The following is a 22,470-nucleotide window of genomic DNA, read 5'->3' as shown; positions in this document are numbered from 1 at the left end:
CTTATTTAAAATACAGTTTTTCTCTAGCTGGAGATATTATCCTATACCTTGCACTTTCTTTATCATTCATAACAAAGAGCTTTATGTACATATTGTTTTGTATGGCCTCTATAGGAAAATCAAAAACAGAAAGCTTATTTTTAGTTATTACTACCCCATTAAAAGTACACATATCATCGCCATCTGATTTTTGAATTGGCATATTGCCTCTTTTACCTATAGCTGTAATAGCTGGTAATTTAATTTCATCGTCTCCATCCATACTAAAAATAATTTCTGCTGATTTAAGCTTGCCAAGTAAGCTTCTTTTAATCTTCAAATCATAATATATTTCAATAGGCATTCTATTCACCATAAGTCTTCGTTTTCCTGTTGAATAAAAAGACTGTCCGTTTATTTCTGTCATAACATAAATAGTAAAATAATAGTTTCCTTCTACTATCTTGTCAATAACAAATATTCCTGCTACTTCATCTTTTTCTCTTTTTATTACACTAGCAATTGCTGATGAGTCCTCGGCACTTTTAGAAAAACTATCGCCTCTATAAACTACCTTAACCCTATTTGCTTTTTCTGGCCACTGCCATTGCAAGAATAATTGGTTATGTTTAACTTCACCTGCTATGGCAACTATATCCGTTAGCAGGGCATTTAATGCTTCTACTGTTGGTTTTGATTTTTCCTTACTTTCTTCAATTTTATACATACTAATTTGTTCTACTTGTTGTTCTTTTTTTATTTGGCTGTGTTCGATTATTGTTTCAATTTCAGTTATTTCAGTTTCTTCTGAGGCCTTATTTTGTATATTTATTTGTTTTTCATCCAACTGCTCTTCTATCTTTACTTCATCTATTAAATATTCATCATCATCAGTTATTTCTGCAATTTTCTCTCTTACTTCACTTTCAGTTAGTGAAGTAAAAGAGTCTACAAAGTTATTTATTTCTTCATCTGATATTTCATCTTTGATAGAAAGAATTATCTCTATCTCCTCAACTAAATCATTAATTTCTGTATGCTTGATTCTCATGCCTATTAGATCCAACTCCTTTATATGCCTGTACTAAAACTTATCACTTAAATATATTCTACAGTAAATTACAATATCCTCTGATTTATTAGATTTTTACTTGATTTAGCATAAATCCCTCATTAACGTATATTATACTAACTCTCTTTTTTAATTATGGTTTGAAAATTGATTTATTACAACCATTTTTATCATATACTTTGTAAATTTATTGAAAATTTTAATATTTCATCGTTTTAATTAAGAAACCTTAGATAATTCCACTCGTATTTCACTACTAAAAAATAAAAAATTCCTGAACTTTTTGAGCTCAGGAATTTTTATTACTTTTTAGGTCCTTTGTTTTTTTGTTCTTTTTTCTCACCTTTTTTACCAGTATTCTTAGTTGTAGTCCCTTTACTTTTACCCTTATCTGGCATAATATATACCCCCTTGTTTTGATATCCCTTTTCTTTTAGGTAACATAACAATTATTAATAGGTATTTTCTTTGCTCTACTTTAGATTAACCAGGTGCTATATAAATATTATAAGTAATATTTACATTATTGTCAATATTTTATAGAGCCATGATTAAATAAACCTTGTTTGTGCTTTGTTTGAAATTTCTATTTATATTACCTCAACCTTATTCATCTTAAAAATAGTCGCTATTATAAATAATATGCAACACAAAATTGAAAATGCTATAGTATAAGAATAATTTTCTAGTGTAAATAAATTTCCCACTATTTTTAGCAGCTAATTTTTATTTTTATTCTTTAATATTACTCGTGTTACTAATAGATAAATCAGTAGATTACCAGGTGTATTCAACAGTGCAAAAATCCCCCAAAGCCAATAATATTTTTCTTTCCGTCGTCTTGCGTCATAAAATACCCAAGTTCCTTGAATTAATACTATAGGAATGGCTATGGCTAATACTATAATCAATGAATTATTTGATGAATCCACTAAACTTCACTTCCCCTTTTTTTAATTGCTATTACAGGTATTATTATCCAAGGGACTAGTGTAACTATAAGAATCTGTGAAATAATAAGTATCTTAGGACCCATTTTAAGAATAGCTATGGTACATAAAGCAAGAATTATAATGGAGGACAATATAAACATAATGAATTCTTTTTTATTCTTTCTATTTTCTCTTATATACTCCCCTTGCTCTATTATACTCAAGGTATCTATGTCAAAATCAAATATATCATCATTCAGCACATTCATTTTCTTAGCTGTTACATTTAGCTTACTTTTAAATTCTAAATCGCCCTCATTATGCACTGAATTTTTACCATCTTTTTCCTGTGATTCATTATAAAATTCATCAATTATAGAGTTTTTAATTTTATCAGCATCCATCACTTATATAATCTCCTTTCTATCAATTTCACTTATTATATATTTTACTGCATTATGGAGCCTTGACCTAACGGTTCCAAGGGGACAGCCCATAATTTCTGATATTTCCTCATATTTGTATCCGTAATAATGTTTTAAAATAAATACAGCCCTCTTGTCATAAGATAACTTTAAAATTATTTTTATTATTTCTTGATGTTCATAATTTGATATTACAATATCCTCTACTTGTTTACCCTTATCAACTAAACCTTCCTCTATTAACTCATATGATTTATTCTTTCTTAAATAATCCCGGTAAACATTAGTGGCTATTTTTATTAACCAAGTAGAAAATTTTGCTCTAGGCTCAAATTTATTTATATTTAGAACGGCTTTAAGTAGCGCATCCTGTATAATATCTTGTGCTAAATGTGGATCTCCTACCATTTTAATAGTATAGCCTTTTAAAATATTAATATTGTCTACTAAAAGCGAATTTAATGCGCTTTTATTTCCATCTTTAGCTTTATTAATAAGCTCTAGTTCATCCAATGATAATCACCCCTAGCAATCCTATAACGGAAACTTTCACTAAAAAGTTCACTATGTTTATTATAATTTATAAATATTAATTTATTTTACTGTTTTCCAAAAATAAAGCCCTGAGATTGCCCCCAGAGCTTCACTAACTATTCTTTAATTTTATAAATACTACTTCCTTACACTTCTTACAGACTAAAATTAAAGTACCATCATCAATAATTTTAAATTCATATCTTTCAATCAACTTATCTGTAATTATATCTTCAACATTACCACATTTGCAAAGTAATTTCATTTGCTTCCCCCTACCAAATCTTTTTTAACTTATTATACCATAATTTGAAATTATTTGATATATCATAAATTGCAAATAGTTTTCATTGTTATTAACTGAAAACATAAGATAATGCACCCTTGAAAATTCAAGGGTGCATTATCTCTTATGGCTTAATCTTTATATTCCCACTTATTAAGGCAGTGGACTTTCTTCTGAAATGTCATTAAATGCTATTGGTTTTAATGGAGTTATGGTAGAAATCGCATGTTTATATATCATCATTTGTTTTCCATCACAATTTAAAATCACCGTAAAACTATCAAACCCAGTTACATTTCCTTTCAGTTGAAAACCATTTGTCAAATATAAGGTAACTGGAATTTTATTTTTCCTTGCTCCGTTCAAGACTATATCCTGTAAATTATTCGTAGATTTATTCATAGATTCACCTCCACAATATGTATTTTTAGAATATTCTATAAATATCCTGAAAATCCTTTTAATTTTATCAAATATAGTAAATTATAATTTTCTCATAGAATATAACTGACTGGCAATATATTCTACAATTTCATCATCACTTTTGAAATCATCTTTATTAATCCAATTTACTCTTGGATCTTTTCTAAACCAAGTAAGCTGTCTTTTGGCATAATTTCTACTTCCTTGTTTGATCATTTCTATAGCCTCATTTAAGGATATTTCATGGTTTAAATAGTAAAGTATTTCTTTATAACCTATACCCTTCATTGATTGCATATCTGCATTATAGCCCATTTCTTTTAATTTTATAACTTCATTGATTAAATTTTTCTTCATCATTATATCTACCCGAGAATTAATCCTTGCATATAATTTTTGTCTGTCCATATTTAGCACAAAATAGTGTACATTATAAGGAATATCTAAGACATTTTGCTGCGATGCAAAATCACTCATAGGTTTACCACTAACTTTATATACTTCTAAAGCTCTAATAACTCTTTTTAAATCATTAGGATATAATTTATTGTAGGACTGTTCATCAATATCCTTAAGTAAGCTATGTACATGTTCTTTTCCCTGCATCTGGGCAAGCTTTGTAAGATAATCTCTATACTTCTCATCTTTATGGGTATGTGCAAAACTATAGTTATATATTAGTGAATTTATATAAAACCCAGTTCCACCAATTATCATTGGTAGTTTACTTTTATTAGTTATTTCTTCAATTGCACTTTCAGCTCTTTCTTTAAAGTCAGTCACACTAAAATTTTCACTGGGCCCTATTATATCTATTAGATGATGAGGTACTCCCCTCATCTCATCGAATGAAATTTTAGCAGAGCCAACATCCATAGATTTGTATATTTGCATTGAATCCGCTGATATAATCTCACCATTTAATTTTTGTGCCAATTTTATAGAGATTTCTGTTTTACCTATAGCTGTGGGACCTGCTAAAATAAATAAATCTTTCATATTTTCACCTTTTTCTATTGTATTCTTTTAAATCTTTTTTCTAACTCATTTAGTGTAATTTTTATTATTGTGGGTCTTCCATGTGGACAAGTAAAAGGTTCATCTATATATCTTAAATCATTAATTAATTTATTCATTTCTAGTTCTGAAAGTTGATTATTTGCTTTTACAGCTGCTTTACATGCCATTGTGGCTATTCGAGTATATTTAATTTCTTCAGTTTTTCCTGTGCCCATATTTTTCAAATTATCTAATATCTCATTGAAGAGATTTTTAATATCCGGTTTACCTAGTATTATGGGAACTTCCCTTATACTTATTGTATTTTCTCCAAATTCAATAATATCAAACCCAGAATTTTTAAATACAGCTTCATTTTCATTATAGTACGCGTAATCTTCATGACTAAGTTCAATTACAGTTGGTGTAAGTAAAATTTGGGATAACACCTCTGACTTTATAATCTCACTTCTATACTTTTCAAACAGTATTTTTTCATGAGCTGCATGTTGGTCAATTAGGTAAAGCTCATTATATGCTTCACCTAAAACATAGGTTTTGTTAAATTGACCTATAATTCTTATTTCAGGAAACTTAGAAATTTTATAAATCCCATCTGCAGATATTTCTTTACCCACATCATAATTGTTGCCATTACTCTCTCTAATATTTTCAATTGAATTTCCATATGCGAATTCATTAGTAGATTCGCCCTGTGGACCTCTTGTAACTATTGGTCCATTAGAATTTGTATACCGCAATTTCATAGAATTATCTGTTTCACTGTTTAATCTCTTATAATTGAAATCTAATGGAATTTGAACACTTTTCTCTAACTCTTTTTTTACTTTTTCATCTACGACTATTCTATTAAAATCATAAATATCTTTTTTTAAAGTATTTTTTTCAACTTCTTCACCACTGTAATTTTCATTATTTTCTTTTTCTTCCTCTACAGTGAAATTTTCTCTTAAACTGTCACCAATCGCTGTGTGAACTGCACCAAAAACAAACTTAAATACATCTTTATCCTCTTGAAACTTAATTTCAGTTTTTTGTGGGTGAACATTTACATCTATATATTCAGGAAAAATGTCTAAATATATTACAAAAAAAGGAAATTTATTAATAGTCAAAAAAGATTTAAATGCATTTTCTACTGCTGCAGTAATTAGACTACTTTTAACATATCTTTTATTAACAAAAATACTTTGCCTATTTCTACTTCCTCTACTTATTACTGCATTACCAACGTATCCATGAACAGACATTATATCGCCCAATTTTTCAAAACCTGTAATATTCTCTACAACCTCTTTACCATATATATATCTAATGGTATCACAAAGATTTGTGGAGCTATATGTTGATAGGACTTTTTTTTCATTACTCATTAGTTTAAAAGATATATCATTGTTAGCTAATGCAAGCCTGCCCACAATATCTGATATTAAGGCTGCCTCTCTTTGGGGTGATTTTAAAAATTTTTGTCTTGCGGGAACATTAAAAAACAAATCCTTAACTTCTATAGTTGTACCTATATTACATCCTATTTCTTTTACATAAAGTACGTCCCCTGCACTTTGAGATATTTCTTTACCTGAAGAAGACTCTTTAGTTCTACTACTTAATAGCGTCCGAGATACAGAAGCAATACTTGGCAGCGCTTCTCCTCTAAATCCTAGGGTGTGTATATTATAGATATCCTCAACATATTTTATTTTACTGGTAGCATGTGGCAAAAAAGCCTTTTCTATATCATCTATATGTATTCCACAGCCATCATCAATTACTTTTATATTTGTCTGACCACCATCAAAAATTTCCACAATAATATTTTTAGCACCTGCATCTATGCTATTTTCCACTAACTCCTTTACTACTGATGAGGGTCTTTCAACCACCTCACCTGCAGCAATTTTATTGGAAGTTTCAACTTCTAATATGTTAATTCTCATAATAAATCACATCCTTTGCTATTTTTATAGCAACTTTGCTCTTTTAACTAGATCATATAATTTATTAAACCCGTCCATAGGTGTAAGATTAAGGATATTTATATCTTTAATTTCCTTTAAAAGATTATCCTTTTCTATGTCCGTAAAACTAATTTGAACAGCTTCATCTTTAACTATTTTAGGTTCATAAGTTACAGCTACCTCTTTTATAGCATCATTACCATTATCCTTCTTAGCACTTTTATCATTAATTTTATTTGATTGATTCTTCTTTGAAGTTTGCTCGTGTATTAAGTCAATTTCTGTTGTATTATTGAAATTCTCTAGTACCTCTAAAATCTCATTAGCTCTGCTTATTACTTCCTTTGGAAGACCTGCCAGCTTTGCAACCTCTATTCCATAAGATTTATCAGCTCCACCTGGAACAATTTTTCTTATAAATACAATTTCATTTTGAATTTTTTTTACAGCTACTGAATAATTTTTAACTCCCTCAATCATACCCTCAAGTTTTGTTAACTCATGATAATGGGTGGCAAATAAGGTTTTACTCCTTAAATTAGGATTCTTGCAAATATACTCAATTACTGACCAAGCAATACTTAGTCCATCATAAGTACTTGTACCTCTGCCTACCTCATCAAGTAAAACTAGACTTTTATTTGTTGCATTTTGTAATATATTAGATACTTCCCACATTTCAACCATAAATGTACTTTTACCAGCAGCAAGATCATCTGAAGCTCCTATTCTCGTAAAAATCTTATCACAGATAGATATATCTGAAGATGTACAAGGAACAAAACTTCCTATTTGAGCCATTATAGTTATTAGTGCCACTTGGCGCATATAGGTGGATTTACCAGCCATATTAGGCCCAGTTATTAATAATAGTTGATTATCTATTGTATCCATATATGTGTCATTTTCAATAAAAGTATTAGAAGGCATCATTTTTTCAACTACAGGATGCCGACCACCTTTAATATTAAAAATGCCCTTTGTATTTATTTCAGGCCTCACATAATTATTTTCAATAGCTATTGTACTTAAGGAACTCAAACAATCAATTTCAGATATTAACTTAGCAGTATTTTTCATTCTTTCTACATGCTTTTCAATATCTTCTCTTATGCCAGTAAATACCTCATATTCGATATTTACTAATTTTTCTTCTGCTCCTAAAATCTTTTCTTCCATTTCCTTAAGTTCAGGAGTAATATATCTTTCTGCGTTAGATAGTGTTTGTTTTCTTATATACCTTCCCTCAGGAATTAACGCAATATTTGCTTTGGTTATTTCTATATAATAACCAAATACCCTGTTATATCCTACTTTTAAAGATCTTATACCAGTTATACTCTTCTCATCATTTTCTAATGTAGCAATCCACTCTTTGCCATGAGCCTTAGCTAGCCTTAGCTCATCTATTTCACTATTTAGCCCTGCTTTAATAATATTTCCTTCTTTAATAGAAATAGCTGGGCTTTCGATAATAGACTTATCTAAGGTATCATATATATCTTTTAAGTCATCTAATTCTAAATATATTTTTCTCATTAATTTACTATTAAGCCCTGATAAAATGGATTTAAGCTTTGGTATCTTTTCTATAGAATTTTTAAGAGATATTAATTCCTTCGCATTAACATTTTTCGAAGAAATTTTTCCTACAAGTCTCTCTATATCATATATATCCGTTAGCACATCTTTTAAATCTTCGTGAGCGGATATATTATTTTTCAGTTCTTCTACAGCCTCTAATCTTTCTTCTATTAAACTTTTGTTTATTAGAGGTTGATCTAACCATTTACGAAGTCTTCTAGCTCCCATAGCAGTATTCGTTCTATCTAATACCCAAAGGAGTGAACCTTTCTTAGTTTTATCCCTTAAAGTTTCCGTAAGCTCTAAGTTTCTCCTAGAATTTGCATCTAAACTTACATAATCTAAAATATCATAATATTCTATAGTATCTATGTGAGAAAGCGAATTTTTTTGTGTGTCTATAATATAACTAAGAAGTCCTGCTATACTTCTAAGTAAGGTTTGCGACAATATTATTTCCGAATAATTATGAAACTGTTTTTTTAATAGTGTATCATCTTTCATAATAAAAAAATCATTTGGGTAAGAGGAATAAGACACATTAAATCTTTCTTTTATGGCGCCTAGCATCTCAAAAGATATATCTTCTGATACTATAATTTCTTTTGGACTAAACTTTGATATTTCATCTAATATGTTAACAAGATTAAGTCTAGTGTCTGTGCAACTAAATTCACCAGTTGATACATCGCAAAAACACAATCCACAAAAATCATCTTTTTTATCAACGTAAATGCTCATAACATAATTGTTTTTACTTTCTTCTAAAAACCCAGAATCAGTATAAGTACCTGGCGTAATTATTTTAATAATATCTCTTTTAACTATGCCCTTTGCAAGTGCTGGATCTTCTACTTGTTCACATATAGCAACCTTATATCCTTTTGCTATTAGCCTACCTATATAGGCGTTAGCTGCGTGGTGAGGAATCCCACACATAGGTGCTTTTTTTTCCAGTCCACAGTCACGTCCTGTAAGGACCAGTTCTAATTCTTTTGCTGCAACCTGTGCATCTGTAAAAAACATTTCATAAAAGTCCCCTAATCTAAAAAACATTATACAATCCTTACAGGTTTCTTTTATTTCAAAATATTGTATCATCATTGGAGTTAATGCCAATTGTGTTGCCCCCTTGCTTGTCATTGCACCTTAAATTTCTTCACCATTAAGTGAAAATGAGCGTGCATCGGTTATTTGAACTGATACTAGATCTCCAATAGCCTTATAATTACCTTCAAAATTAACTAATTTTCCAGTTCTAGTCCTACCAGTTAATTTACTTTTATCATTTTTACTATAACCTTCAACTAGCACCTCTACAATTTTTCCTACGTATTCTTTATTTTTTTCTGCAGAATTTCTATTAACAACTTCCATTAATCTATTAAATCTTTCATGCTTAACATCCTCTGGTATTTGGCCACTCATTTCATCAGCAGGAGTTCCTTTTCTTTTAGAATAAAGATACATATATGCTGAATCATATTTTACCTCTTCCATTAAACTTAAGGTCTCTTCAAAATCCTCATCCGTTTCTCCTGGAAACCCAACTATAATATCTGTACTTAACCCCACATTGGGTATTGCCTCTCTAATGCTTTTAACTAAATCCATATATTGCTTCCTATCATAATGTCTATTCATTTTTTTTAAAACTGCACTTGAACCTGATTGCGCCGGCAAATGAACTTGTTCGCAGAGCTTATCTGATTCAGCAATAACATCTATTACCTCTTGGGTTAAATCCTTGGGATGAGATGTCATAAATCTTACTCTCTCTAAATTCTCAATTTTGTTAATTTTTCTAAGAAGCTGTGCAAAATTTATTTTAGGTTCTAGCCCCGTGCCATAAGAATTAACATTTTGACCAAGTAGAGTTATTTCTTTGTAACCTTTCACAATCATATCTTCTATTTCACTTATAATATCTTCTGGATTTCTACTTCTCTCTCTTCCTCTTACATAAGGAACTATACAATAAGTACAAAAATTATTGCACCCATACATAATAGTAACAAATCCTTTTATACTACTTTCCCTATCTATTGGAAGTCCTTCTACGATATCTTCTTCCTTATCCCAAATTTCTACAATTGGTGTTTCACCGCCTTGTACTCTTCTTAAGTACTCCGGAAACTTATAAGTATTATGTGTTCCAATAATAATATCTACAAATGGGAACTTAGTGATTATATGTTTTGCCATACCTTCTTGCTGCATCATACATCCAGTTACTGCTATTATAAGGTTTGGATTCTCCTTTTTCATAGTCTTTAAAGCACCTATATTTCCATCTGCCTTTTGCTCGGCATTCTCTCTAACACAACAAGTATTAAAAATAATTATGTCAGCTGCTTCTTTATCCGCAGTTTTCTTATATCCCATATTTATTAACATACCGGATAATTTTTCTGAATCCTCGTCATTCATTTGACAACCCCATGTTTCTATATAGTACTTAAGTATTTCATTCATTAGTGCATTCTCCTTTATAAAAAAAGTATTACCATCTGTCTATTATATATAATTTAAAGGTTTTTTTAAAGTCATTTTTGCTAATTCAATATATTTTATCATTTAATTAATTATCTTGAAATATATATCCAAGTTAGATTATAATATTATTAATTACTTTTGTATTGTAATTAATAAGAAATTTATGAATAAATAGGTTTTTTATTCTTTATTTATCTCTTACATTTTTTCACTTGTTTAGTATTTGCATTAATTTTTTATCTTTTGGGTAAGCTACCTAAAAGGAGTGATTTTATATGTATGATGCAAAAAAAGAAGAAACTATTAAAGATAGACAATTACAATATAATTGTATAGGTGACAGAAGTTATTTTTATATGTGTTCCCATAGCAATATGGTAACTATAAAAGTACCCTATGTACCTGCTGAGATCATAATAAGAGAATTCAAGTAGGTTTTAAATTTAAAATGGGGGGTATATTATGAAATTATCTAACAGAATTGAAGCAATGCAATTTTCACCTATTCGCAAGCTAGTTCCTTTTGCTAATGATGCAAAAAAAAGAGGGGTTAGTGTACATCACCTTAACATTGGTCAACCAGATATTCATACTCCTGAATCATTTATAGAAGGGATAAACCAATACACTGACAAAGTTCTTAAATATGCTGAATCTCAAGGAGTAAGTACATTAATCGAGAGTTTTATAAAATACTATAAAGAATGGGATATAGAGTTTGAAAAAGATGAAATCATGGTAACTAATGGAGGATCAGAGGCTATACTGTTTGCACTTATGGCTATTTGTGACCAAGGTGATGAAATTATAGTTCCTGAACCATTTTACACAAACTATACTGGATTTACAGATGTAGCTTCAGTTAGGATTGTTCCATTTATTACAAAAGCAGAAGAAGGCTTCCATTTACCCCCCAAAGAAGAGATTACAAGCAAAATCACAAGCAAAACTAAAGCAATAATGGTTTCAAATCCTGGAAACCCTACTGGTGTAGTATATACTGAAGCTGAAGTGAGAATGCTTGCTGATATAGCAAATGAAAACGATTTGTTTCTAATTGCTGATGAGGTATATAGAGAATTCGTTTATGATGGTTTAAAATATACTTCTGCCTTATATATGAAGGATGTCCAAGATAAAGTAATATTAATTGATAGTATATCCAAACGTTATAGTGCCTGTGGTGCCAGAATTGGTTTAGTTGCATCAAAAAATAAGGATCTTATGAACCAGATTCTTAAACTGGGACAAACTAGGCTTTGTGTCCCTACTCTTGAGCAATTAGCTGCAGCAAATTTAATCAACACTCCTAAATCATATTTTATAGAAGTTAAAAAGGAATATGAAGAAAGAAGAAATATTCTATATGAATACTTATCAAAAATACCAGGAGTAGTTTGCGTAAAACCTACCGGCGCATTTTATGTAATAGCTAAGCTGCCCATAGAAAGTGGTGAAGATTTTGCTAAATGGTTATTAACAGACTTCAATCACAATAACAAGACAGTAATGGTGGCACCCGCAGAAGGTTTCTATTCAACTACGGGTCTGGGAATAAATGAAATTAGATTATCTTACTGTTTAAATACAACTGCATTAAAAGATTCTATGGAAATTTTAGGCATAGCTCTTAAAAAATACATGGAACTAAAAAACAAATAAAATATAAAAGAAGGTAGATGGAATGTTATCTACCTTCTTTCAAATTTTAGTCCTTTGCCAAGTATAAAACTCCCTTTTAATATTAAACCCTAATGAAAGGTATAACTTATAAGCAACCTCATTGTTAGAATCTACCTTAAGTGAGACTTTTGAAAAGTCATTATCCATAGCTAAATTAAGCAAATAGCTTAAAAATATTTTTCCATATCCACCACTTCTATACTCATGTGTAATTCCAAAATTTACTATAATCGCTTTTTTATCTTCTATAATAATTTGCCCATAACCAATTGGTATATTATCGAGCTCAATAAATATTGCGCCCTTTTCAAAGTAATATTCCTGTGCTTCATCATAAAATATATCGTCGATGTTTATGGGAATTCTATCATCGTTTTTAAATATTTCATTTTGTAATAAGCAGCGTTCCTTTTCATCTTTGTCCTTTTCTACCATAGAAAAAGTAATATTTTTAGGGATAGTGATATTAAAATATTCTGTACACTGTTTTTCTAATTCCATAAATCCCTTAGACCTCTTAAACCCAAGCTTACTCAAAACATCTATATTTATTTCATTATCTTCACATTCATAAGTTATTAAACTGTTATTTATAAGTGGACTAATTAGTGTTTCATAATGGCGAACTAAGTTACTAGACTCTATTACGTTTATTGAATTAATTGAACTATGGTGTATATTATGTTTTTCAAACCAAATATATCCTATAAAGTTCTCTTTTTCCAATAACAATTTTACATTTTTCCTTAAAAATAATTTTTGAATAATATTACTATTGTCATATAGCTCAAAGAAATCTTTATTTGATAAATTAAAATTACTATTAAATCGATTGATTTTTCTAAAATTATTAATGTTTTTTAAAGTTAGATTTATTGACTTATACATTTAGCTTTACTCCATTTATTTTATTTTTAAATATATACTTTTGATAGGATATCAATACATTACTAATTATAAATCTACTAACATTGTTTTTACAATGAATTTTTATAATTTAAGAATATTCCTCTAAAAAAATTAAATAATCACTAAAAAATTTCTCTTGAGTCTCATTGTAAGCTATTATTCTATTTAGTTTATGCAAATATTTAGTCTCTGACCATTTTTTTTGTTTTACATACCTTCTCTGTCCTAACTTCCAAAATTTATTAGGAAAGATTATTAATGCAAACATTATCTCTAATTCTTCTTTGGTTAATCTATTTATAGAATTATATGCTTCAATTAAAATTTTAGCAAAATCGAAATTCCATCCATAATTTTTTTTAAACATTAATTGCCTAATAAGCTTTCCCAAATCACTTATTTGTAAATCAATCATAATCCTATCAAAGTCACATATGAAGTACTCTCCACCCCTTTTGACTATATTTTGATAATAAAAACGATTGTAACATATTGTCTCGTCATCATTAGCTAATTTTGACAAATTATAATAAGCTGACCTATTTAGCATGTCAATAGCTGATACTCCTCTATTATAAAAGCTATCAATATTTTCAAGAAAAAGCACATCAAATTCATTTTTTATTCTTTTGTTAACAATTATTCTCTTGAACTTTTCAAGATAATTTAAATTACTAGCAAAAATCTTTGGCCAATTACTTAGGTTAATGTGTACATGAAGTTTTTTGTGATCAATTTTATTTGATATGCTATGAAATTGCGCTAAAATCTTTATACAATTTACAGCTTCATCAATATTAGTTAAATCACATTTTTCACCTTCTATCCATTCTGTTAAGTAAAATGTGTTTTTTTTATATCTTACAGAAAAATCCCCATCTATTGTTCTAAAATATTTAGCTACATTGGTAAAATTATTCGATAATAACTCTTCCGTTAATATACAGCCATTTTTAACCTTAGTTCTTCCATGTTTTATTTTCCTAATACAGAACTTCCCACGGTCTGTTATAATCATATAAACACTTCTAACTTTTTCTGCACTTACTAATTCGAAATTATACATACGAATTACAGTTGTTAATATATGAATCTCTTTATTAGTAATTATATTCGAATGCTGAAGCATTCTTGTATTACCCCTCAATATTTCTCTCCCCCATAATAGTATTATTAAATTATATTAATTAATTTTATTTAGTATTCAATAATTTTCAAATTAAACATAGAAAAACCCTATAGGGTAGTTTTTGATAAAAAGTTTCTACTCTCTAGGGTATATTTTATATTTCATTCTCATTTACATAAACACTATGAATTCAATTTTTTAATTGCCTCTTCAATAATCCAATCTGGTGTTGAAGCTCCAGCTGTAACGCCTATATTTTTGAAAACATTATCTTTTAGAAATTTTTCTGGGATTCCTAACAAATTTTCTACATGTACTGTGTTTTCGCAGTTTTTTTTACATATTTCATAGAGCTTTGTAGTATTGGAACTATTAAATCCTCCAATAACAACCATGGCATCAACCCTTTTGGAAAGTTCTTCTGCAGATTCTTGACGCACTTCTGTTGCACTGCAAATAGTATTAAATGCAACTATTTCTTTACTGATTTTTATAACTTCAGATAATACATCCTCCCAAGTAGATTGCCTCTCAGTTGTTTGAGATACCACGCATACTTTTTTGGATATATTTCCAAGAGACGCACCACTCTTAACTATACACCCTAAATCGTTACACCATCCATTGATTCCAATAACTTCAGGATGATTTTCATCTCCTACAATAATTATACTGTATCCTAAATCATAATATTTTTTCACCTTTTTATGAATGTTTTCTACATAAGGACATGTTGCATCTATTAAATTCAGTTTATTTTTCTTTAAAATATTTAATGTAGCTTCAGATACCCCATGTGACCTAATAATAATTGTATCATTTTCACTTAAACTATTAATATTATCAAGTTCTATGGGGAATATAGAATTTTCTTTCAAAAAATTCACAACATCATTATTATGAATAAGTGGCCCTAGTGTATATATATCATTTTTATACTTTTCCTTCATTTTCAAAGCTGTGTCTACTGCTCTCTTAACTCCGAAACAAAAACCAGCTGAATCTGCAAGTGTTACCTTTTTCATCCTGCCACCTCCTTATATAAGGTATCTCCAAATATGTAAAATTAATTATTTTTAATGTTTGAATTAATATACTCTACAATTTTTTCAGCTACTCCATTAATGCTTAAGTCATTAGAATCAATTTCTATAGCATCCTTGGCCTTTTTAAGCGGGCTAACTTCTCTATGGGTATCAATGTAATCCCTTTTTATAATATCCTTTAAGATAGTATCATAATCAACTTCTATATCCTTAGAAATTAATTCTTCATATCTCCTTTTCGCTCTTTCTTCACTACTAGCAGTTAAATAGAATTTAAAAGTAGCATCCTTAAGAACAACAGTACCAATATCTCTTCCATCCATAATAACATCAAATTTTTTTGCTATGTTTTGTTGTAACTTAACCAGAATTTCTCTAATTTCAGGTATTGCCGCATACTTTGAAACATTATTGCTTATGATAGGCATATTAATCATATCTGTTAAATCTTCATTATTGACAAATAAATGATCCTCTTCAAAGTGCATTTCTAAAGATTCCACTATTTTAACCAAATCATCTACATTATATTCTGAGACATTTTCATTCATAGCCTTAAGTGCAACAGCTCTATACATTGATCCTGTGTTAATATACATAAGATTGAATTTTTCACCTATTATTTTAGCAATAGTACTTTTTCCTGCACCTGCAGGTCCATCTATGGCAACAGAAATTCCCATTATACTCCACCTCCCATTTATAAACATGGTGCTATTTATATATTTATTCTTTTCCTACGTTATCCCCAGCTAAATAACCAGTTGATAATGCTATTTGAAGATTATAACCGCCTGTATAAGCATCTACATCAATCATTTCGCCTGCAAAATAAAGATTATCAATTATTTTTGATTTCATAGTAGAAGCATCTATTTGTAGTGTGTCTACTCCACCACTAGTTATAATTGCTTCTTCTATTGGACGAAGCCCTTTTATATGAAGTGGCAAATTTTGAAGTAAATTCACTAGGTTTTTTCTTTCTTCTTTAGTAATAGAGTTTACCTTTTTGTCTTCATTAATATTAGACAATTTAATTATTGTATTAATTAGTTTACTTGGAAGTAAATCATTTAGTGAATTTTTAAAATCTTTATTTGCATATTTTAAGAAATCACTTTGAATTCGCTTATCAAGCTCAACCTCAGTTAAAGCTGGTTTTAGATTTATGAAAGCTTTTAATTTCATTCCTTCTTTCACAAAACTACTGCCACTTAAAACTATAGGTCCTGAAATACCATAATGAGTAAAAAGCATTTCTCCAAATTCACTATATATACTTTTATTCTTAATATCAGTAATCCTTAATTCTACATTTTTTAAAGAAAGACCCTGTACATCCGGAATCCACTCCTCTTCAACCTCTATTGGTACAAGTGATGGTCTAGGTTTAATTATATTATGTCCTAAAAAACGAGCATAAGTTAATCCTTCTCCAGATGAACCTGTTTGTGGATATGATAAACCACCAGTACATAAGATAATGTAATCCCCATTTATAATACTTCCATCTGCAAGTTCAACCCCAGCAATATGTTGATTATCTCTAATTAATTTTTTCACTTTTGTGTTTAACATCACTTCAACCTTTTTGTTTTTTAATTCATTACTAAAAGCTTTTATAATATCTGAAGACTTATCTGACTCCGGGAATACTCTATCTCCTCTTTCGACTTTAAGGTTAACTCCCAGTTCCTTGAAGAAATTCATAGTATCTTCGTTAGTAAATGAGTATAATGAACTATATAAAAAATGAGGATTACATGGTATATTTTCAAAATAATCACCAATATCCTTAGCATTTGTAATATTGCATCTACCCTTACCAGTTATATAAAGTTTTCTTCCTAATTTTTCGTTCTTTTCAATGAGCACCACCTGATTTTTTGATGAAGCTGTAACAGCCGCCATCATTCCTGCTGGTCCTCCTCCAATAATAATTATTTTTGACACTTAATCACTCCCTTATAATACTTACATTATAACTTAATATAATATATTAATCTATTACCCTTATTTAAAAATAAATAAAATAATATATATAAGAATGTTTTTTCATTGTAACATTGTAACTTTTTCTATAACAGTAAAAATAAGAAAATAACAAAAAAAAGAATCCCAATAAAGGAATTCTTTTGAAATGTTTATTTGTAAATTAATAATTTCCTTGCGCATGCATTGCTTCTGCAACTTTAACAAATCCTGCAATGTTAGCACCTTTAACTAAATTATAACCAAATCCATATTCTTCTGCTGAATCTTTACAATTTTTATATATATTCAACATGATTGCATGCAATTTCGCATCAACCTCTTCTGCTGTCCATGATAATCTCATGCTGTTTTGGCTCATTTCAAGTCCCGATGTAGCAACACCACCAGCATTTGCAGCCTTAGATGGTCCTACCTTAAGTCCCATTTCTATGAAGTAATCAACAGCTTCGTTTGTACATGGCATATTAGCACCTTCACAAACCATCTTTATTCCATTTGCAACAATTTGTTTAGCATGCTCAATATGAATATCATTTTGCGTTGCACATGGTATTACTATATCAACTTTTACATTCCATGGCTTTTCTCCAGCATGAAATTCACAACCATACTTATCAGCATAGTCTTTAACTCTTGATCCTTTATTTAAACGTAACATTTCAGCCATATAATCTATTTTGTCTCCTGTTACTCCAGCAGGATCATATATGTATCCATCTGGGCCAGAAAGAGTCACTACTTTACCACCAAGCTCAGCAACTTTTGTGCAAAGACCCCAACAAACGTTACCAAAACCAGAAGCAGCTACTGTTTTACCCTTAAAATCTGTTCCTTCATGCTTAAGCATTTCTTCACAGAAATAAGCAATACCAAAACCTGTAGCAGTTGGTCTTCCTAAACTTCCACCATAGGATAAGCCTTTTCCTGTAATAACTCCATTTTCGAAAGTTCCTTTAATTCTTCTATATTGTCCAAATAAGTAACCGATTTCTCTTCCACCAACACCAAGATCTCCAGCTGGAACACCAACATCTGGTCCTATGTGTCTGTAAAGCTCAGTCATAAAGCTTTGACAGAATCTCATTACTTCAGCATCTGATTTGCCTCTTGGGTCAAAATCAGATCCACCTTTACCGCCACCCATTGGAAGTCCAGTTAATGAGTTCTTCAATGTTTGTTCAAATGCTAAGAATTTAATAATTCCTATATAAACTGAGGGATGAAATCTTAATCCACCTTTAAAAGGTCCTATACTACCATTAAACTGTACTTTAATACCACGATTTACCTGTGTAACACCTGCATCATCTACCCATGGTACTCTAAACATAATTTGTCTTTCTGGTTCACAAAATCTTTCTAAAAGGTTAGCTTCAATATATTCTGGATGTTTTTCTAAAACTGGGCCTAAAGATCCTAATACCTCTTCAACTGTTTGTAAAAATTCAGGCTCATTAGAATTCCTCTTTTTAACATTTTCTATTACCTGTTGAATATAAGTTTTTGTCTCCATAACCTAATCCCTCCTAAAAATGAATGTTTAATGTCAATTTAATATTCTTATGCATACTAAACTGCTTTATGTATAGTATATTCTATATTTTTTTCTCTATTCCTTCTTTATTTTAGAAAAAAAAATTTTTTTTTTGAAAACAGAAGTAAACATTTACATATACTGATTCTAAAGAAATTATTTCTCATTCTTATCTTTATAAGAATAAACTTGATACTCTTCCCATATATCCTCCAAAGTAGAAAATGTTTTGGAAATCTTTTCTTTTTCTCGAAGTCCCACTGCAATAATTAATGCATTTATTACACTAAGTGGAGCTACTAGGGAATCAACAAAAGAAGCCATATTGCTTTGAGCTATTAATGTATAGTCAGCTCTAGCTGCAAGTGGAGATAATAAACTATCTGTAATTGCTACAACATCAGCATTTCTGCTTTTAGCAAAAGCTAAAACTTCAATTGTCCTTGTAGCATACCTTGGAAACCCTATCCCAATAACTACATCTTCTTCAGAAACATTAAGCATTTGTTCAAATATATCACTAACACCATAGGCTACAACCATAACATTATCTAAAATTAGATTTAAATAAAAGCCTAAAAACTCTGCAAGTGCTGATGAACTTCTAAGACCAATTATATATATCTTTTTAGCTTTAAAAAGTGAATTTACTACATCCTCAAAAGTCTTGTGATTAATCTTTTCAAGAGTAGCGCGAATGTTTTCCATATCAGCTTTTAATACACCCTTTAATGCATTTTCTTGTGTAATAAAGTCATTAGATAACTCAATCCTTTGTACAGTAGTCAACTTGTTTTTAATTAATTCTTGGAGTGACTTTTGTAGTTTTGGATAACCACTAAACCCAAGCTCGTTAGCAAATCTTACAACAGTCGATTCACTTACCCCTACACTAGATCCTAACTTTGCTGCCGTCATAAATGCAGCCTTATCATAGTGTTTTAAAATATATTCTGCTATTAATTTTTGTCCTTTACTTAAACGTGGAAACTTGACTTGAATAGATCTCATCAAGTCCTGCTTGTTATTTTCCATAATAAACTCAATCCTTTCTATGTTATTAAATAATAAATGAAATAAAAATTTCAATAAATAATAAAGTGAATTATTTACTTCATTTTATCATTTATTGAACATAGTTTCAACGAATTATTCATTTTTTTGTAAAATATTTATGTTTTTGATTTTAAGCAGCTAAAATATGCTTTATATTTTCAATATTTCTTCAAAATATAACAAACTTCTATAATTATAAATTCTTTAAATATTTTATTTCATCTTCAGTTAAGTTTCTCCATTCGCCTTTTTCCATATTGCCCAGTTTAATTTCCCCAACTGAAACTCTTTTTAATGCTATAACTGGATGATCTATGGCATCACACATTTTTCTTATTTGACGATTTTTCCCTTCATGAATAGTAATTGTAACCTTGCTGTTAAAACCAATTCTCTTATTCATTTCAAAATTTGCCCCAGCTGTAATATATCCATCAATATCAATTCCATTACAGAACTTAGCTACTTCCTCTTCATTTGCACACCCTTCTAATAAAGCTATATAAACTTTATTAATTGCTTGTCTTGGGTGAATCACTTTATTATAGATATCCCCATCATTAGTTAATATAATTAAACCAGATGTATCATAATCCAATCGCCCTATTGGGTATATTCTTTCTTTGGTCTTCACTAAATCTAAAATGGTTTTTCTGTCTTTTTCATCTTTTACTGTAGATACTATGCCCTCTGGTTTATTTAATGCAATATAAACCTTATTCTCTTCTATATGTATAATTTTATCATCTACATATACACTATCCTTATCAGGGTCAACCTTTTGTCCAAGTTCTGTCACTAAAATATCATTTACTTTTACTCTTCCTTGTGTAATTACTTCCTCACACTTTCTTCTTGAAGCAACACCACATCTTGCCATAAATTTTTGTAAACGTTCTTCCACTATAACACTTCCTAATATTATTTTTATTACTACATAAATATAAATCTTTTATTATCAAATATAAACTTGATTTAAAATTTAAATTAACATATATAAATAAGTCTTCATTAAGAATTATATAAGTATATTAATAAAAAATCAATTGCTTAATAATTTTTCTTAGGTTTAATGCTATCTTCAAAGTAAATTATTTCAATATATTTCCAAGGAAATACATTGCATGCTTATTATAAATTATTACATTATCCAAAAATAACTTTCCTTAAATTACATGAAAATATTAATCGATCATTATGCTAGTATATTCCAATCTTTTTTATTATAATGTATATAATGCTATAACATATACATAAAGATTCAAACAATAGAATTGCGAGGAGGATATATTATGGATTTTATTAATTACTACATGCCAACAAAAATATTACTTGGTGAAGAAGTAATATTGAAAAACAGCAACATATTTAAAAATTATGGGAAAAGAGCTTTAATTGTAACTGGTAAAACCTCTTCAATCATAAATGGTTCTTTAAATGATGTTACCAATGCATTAACAAAAGAAGGAATTATATACGACCTTTTCAATAAAGTAGAAGAAAATCCTTCTTTAGAAACAATAGAAAAAATTTCAGAATTTGGTAGAAATCAAAAATCTGATTTCATTATTGGTATAGGAGGTGGTTCTCCCATTGACGCTTCAAAAGCAGCAGGTATATTAATACGAAATCCAAATGCTACAAGATATAATTTGTTTGATAGTCCACTATTAAAGTCTATGCCTATAATTGCCGTACCCACCACAGCCGGAACCGGAACTGAGACAACACCTTATTCCATACTTACAGATAGTGAATTACAAACAAAGCATGGCATCTGTCAAAAAGTATTTCCTGAATATGCTCTACTAGATGTAAAATACCTAATGTTCTTACCAGAGCAAATAACTATTAATACCACAATAGATGCACTATCCCATTTAATAGAAGGATACATGTCATCAAAAGCAAATATATTCAGTGATACATTGGCTGAAAAAGGATTAAAATTATTTGGAGAGTGTTTAACTATGATAAAAGAAAGAGATTTTACTTATATAGTAAGAGAAAAATTAGTGTTAGCCTCTACAATAGCTGGCATGGTAATAGCTCAAGCTGGAACATCCATTCCTCATGCTATGGGCTATTCTCTTACATATTTTCATAATATTCCGCATGGGAAAGCAAATGGAATACTCTTAAATTCGTATTTAAACTTTTGTAATGATGAAAATAAGGTTAGAAAAATTTTATATCTATTAACCCTAGAAAATTTAAATGATCTTGGTGATTTTTTAAATACTATGCTTGGATACGTAACTACAGTAAGTTATGAAGAAATTTGTTCTTATGCAAACGTTGTAGCTTTAAACAAGGATAAATTAAAAAATCACCCTTCACCTGTAAAAAGAGAAGATATACTAAACATATATAAGGCTAGTTTAAAAGTCTAAATAGTAGAAACATATA

The 22,470-nt window shown here is 29.4% G+C and carries 20 protein-coding genes and 1 pseudogene; 3 read left to right on the top strand and 18 right to left on the bottom strand.

Annotation, left to right across the window (positions count from 1 at the left end; all coding sequences use genetic code 11):
* Window position 1: 1 nt before the first annotated feature.
* The 10 genes from ACREVU_RS05690 to miaB all read right to left on the bottom strand — a co-directional run bounded on the left by ACREVU_RS05690 (window position 2) and on the right by miaB (window position 10,688).
* Window positions 2-1,030, bottom strand: coding sequence for a hypothetical protein (locus tag ACREVU_RS05690; RefSeq protein ID WP_431550645.1), 1,029 nt, complete (start codon window positions 1,028-1,030; stop codon window positions 2-4).
* A gap of 740 nt (window positions 1,031-1,770) precedes the next feature.
* Window positions 1,771-1,983: a sigmaY antisigma factor component gene (locus ACREVU_RS05685; protein ID WP_431550644.1), complete on the bottom strand. Its 213-nt coding sequence runs from the start codon at window positions 1,981-1,983 to the stop codon at window positions 1,771-1,773.
* Window positions 1,983-2,390, bottom strand: a complete 408-nt coding sequence (locus ACREVU_RS05680; protein WP_431550643.1) for a hypothetical protein — start codon at window positions 2,388-2,390, stop codon at window positions 1,983-1,985. Before ACREVU_RS05680 ends, ACREVU_RS05685 begins: the two co-directional genes overlap by 1 nt.
* Entirely contained in the window at window positions 2,391-2,921 is a 531-nt protein-coding gene (gene sigY, locus ACREVU_RS05675) for an RNA polymerase sigma factor SigY (RefSeq protein ID WP_431550642.1), read from the bottom strand.
* Window positions 2,922-3,054: 133 nt separating this feature from the next.
* Window positions 3,055-3,207, bottom strand: a complete 153-nt coding sequence (locus tag ACREVU_RS05670; protein WP_431550641.1) for a hypothetical protein — start codon at window positions 3,205-3,207, stop codon at window positions 3,055-3,057.
* 174 nt (window positions 3,208-3,381) lie between these two features.
* Complete coding sequence (hfq, locus tag ACREVU_RS05665) at window positions 3,382-3,630, bottom strand: RNA chaperone Hfq (RefSeq protein ID WP_431550640.1); 249 nt, start codon at window positions 3,628-3,630, stop codon at window positions 3,382-3,384.
* An 81-nt stretch (window positions 3,631-3,711) separates the two neighbouring features.
* A complete protein-coding gene (gene miaA / locus ACREVU_RS05660) occupies window positions 3,712-4,650 on the bottom strand; it encodes a tRNA (adenosine(37)-N6)-dimethylallyltransferase MiaA (protein ID WP_431550639.1) in 939 nt (312 codons plus the stop codon).
* Between the two features lie 14 nt (window positions 4,651-4,664).
* Window positions 4,665-6,608, bottom strand: coding sequence for a DNA mismatch repair endonuclease MutL (gene mutL / locus ACREVU_RS05655; RefSeq protein ID WP_431550638.1), 1,944 nt, complete (start codon window positions 6,606-6,608; stop codon window positions 4,665-4,667).
* 24 nt (window positions 6,609-6,632) lie between these two features.
* A complete protein-coding gene (mutS, locus tag ACREVU_RS05650; RefSeq protein ID WP_431550637.1) occupies window positions 6,633-9,332 on the bottom strand; it encodes a DNA mismatch repair protein MutS in 2,700 nt (899 codons plus the stop codon).
* A gap of 30 nt (window positions 9,333-9,362) precedes the next feature.
* On the bottom strand, window positions 9,363-10,688 hold the full coding sequence (gene miaB / locus ACREVU_RS05645; RefSeq protein WP_431550636.1) for a tRNA (N6-isopentenyl adenosine(37)-C2)-methylthiotransferase MiaB: 1,326 nt from the start codon (window positions 10,686-10,688) through the stop codon (window positions 9,363-9,365).
* A 296-nt stretch (window positions 10,689-10,984) separates the two neighbouring features.
* Here miaB and ACREVU_RS05640 point away from each other — a divergent pair, with 296 nt between their 5' ends.
* Complete coding sequence (locus tag ACREVU_RS05640; RefSeq protein WP_431550635.1) at window positions 10,985-11,143, top strand: hypothetical protein; 159 nt, start codon at window positions 10,985-10,987, stop codon at window positions 11,141-11,143.
* Between the two features lie 28 nt (window positions 11,144-11,171).
* Window positions 11,172-12,371: a pyridoxal phosphate-dependent aminotransferase gene (locus ACREVU_RS05635; RefSeq protein ID WP_431550634.1), complete on the top strand. Its 1,200-nt coding sequence runs from the start codon at window positions 11,172-11,174 to the stop codon at window positions 12,369-12,371.
* Between the two features lie 39 nt (window positions 12,372-12,410).
* Here ACREVU_RS05635 and ACREVU_RS05630 read toward each other — a convergent pair whose 3' ends face one another.
* The 8 genes and pseudogenes from ACREVU_RS05630 to ACREVU_RS05595 all read right to left on the bottom strand — a co-directional run bounded on the left by ACREVU_RS05630 (window position 12,411) and on the right by ACREVU_RS05595 (window position 20,965).
* On the bottom strand, window positions 12,411-13,280 hold the full coding sequence (locus tag ACREVU_RS05630; RefSeq protein ID WP_431550633.1) for a GNAT family N-acetyltransferase: 870 nt from the start codon (window positions 13,278-13,280) through the stop codon (window positions 12,411-12,413).
* Window positions 13,281-13,389: 109 nt separating this feature from the next.
* Window positions 13,390-14,448 (bottom strand): CotS family spore coat protein, encoded by a 1,059-nt coding sequence (locus ACREVU_RS05625; RefSeq protein ID WP_431550632.1) that lies wholly within the window; start codon window positions 14,446-14,448, stop codon window positions 13,390-13,392.
* A gap of 167 nt (window positions 14,449-14,615) precedes the next feature.
* Window positions 14,616-15,455: pseudogene (locus tag ACREVU_RS05620) on the bottom strand (4-hydroxy-3-methylbut-2-enyl diphosphate reductase); the annotation flags it as partial.
* Window positions 15,456-15,496: 41 nt separating this feature from the next.
* The gene (cmk, locus tag ACREVU_RS05615) at window positions 15,497-16,159 is read right to left on the bottom strand and encodes a (d)CMP kinase (protein WP_431550631.1); all 663 of its coding nucleotides are present in this window, start codon (window positions 16,157-16,159) and stop codon (window positions 15,497-15,499) included.
* A gap of 43 nt (window positions 16,160-16,202) precedes the next feature.
* Window positions 16,203-17,429 (bottom strand): BaiN/RdsA family NAD(P)/FAD-dependent oxidoreductase, encoded by a 1,227-nt coding sequence (locus ACREVU_RS05610; protein WP_431550630.1) that lies wholly within the window; start codon window positions 17,427-17,429, stop codon window positions 16,203-16,205.
* 202 nt (window positions 17,430-17,631) lie between these two features.
* A complete protein-coding gene (gene gdhA / locus ACREVU_RS05605) occupies window positions 17,632-18,984 on the bottom strand; it encodes an NADP-specific glutamate dehydrogenase (RefSeq protein WP_431550629.1) in 1,353 nt (450 codons plus the stop codon).
* Between the two features lie 177 nt (window positions 18,985-19,161).
* A complete protein-coding gene (locus tag ACREVU_RS05600; protein WP_431550628.1) occupies window positions 19,162-20,040 on the bottom strand; it encodes a MurR/RpiR family transcriptional regulator in 879 nt (292 codons plus the stop codon).
* Window positions 20,041-20,254: 214 nt separating this feature from the next.
* Window positions 20,255-20,965, bottom strand: a complete 711-nt coding sequence (locus tag ACREVU_RS05595; protein WP_431550627.1) for a pseudouridine synthase — start codon at window positions 20,963-20,965, stop codon at window positions 20,255-20,257.
* 388 nt (window positions 20,966-21,353) lie between these two features.
* On the opposite strand from ACREVU_RS05595, the gene ACREVU_RS05590 reads away from it, so the two are divergent.
* Window positions 21,354-22,454 carry an iron-containing alcohol dehydrogenase family protein gene (locus ACREVU_RS05590; RefSeq protein ID WP_431550626.1) on the top strand — a complete coding sequence of 367 codons (1,101 nt, stop codon included), beginning with the start codon at window positions 21,354-21,356 and terminating at the stop codon, window positions 22,452-22,454.
* Window positions 22,455-22,470: the final 16 nt, after the last annotated feature.

Source organism: Clostridium sp. (assembly GCF_050717535.1).
GTDB lineage: Bacteria > Bacillota > Clostridia > Clostridiales > Clostridiaceae > Clostridium_AD.
The sequence above is the reverse complement of the archived record's forward strand: the minus strand, read 5'-3'. Positions and strand labels throughout refer to the sequence as shown.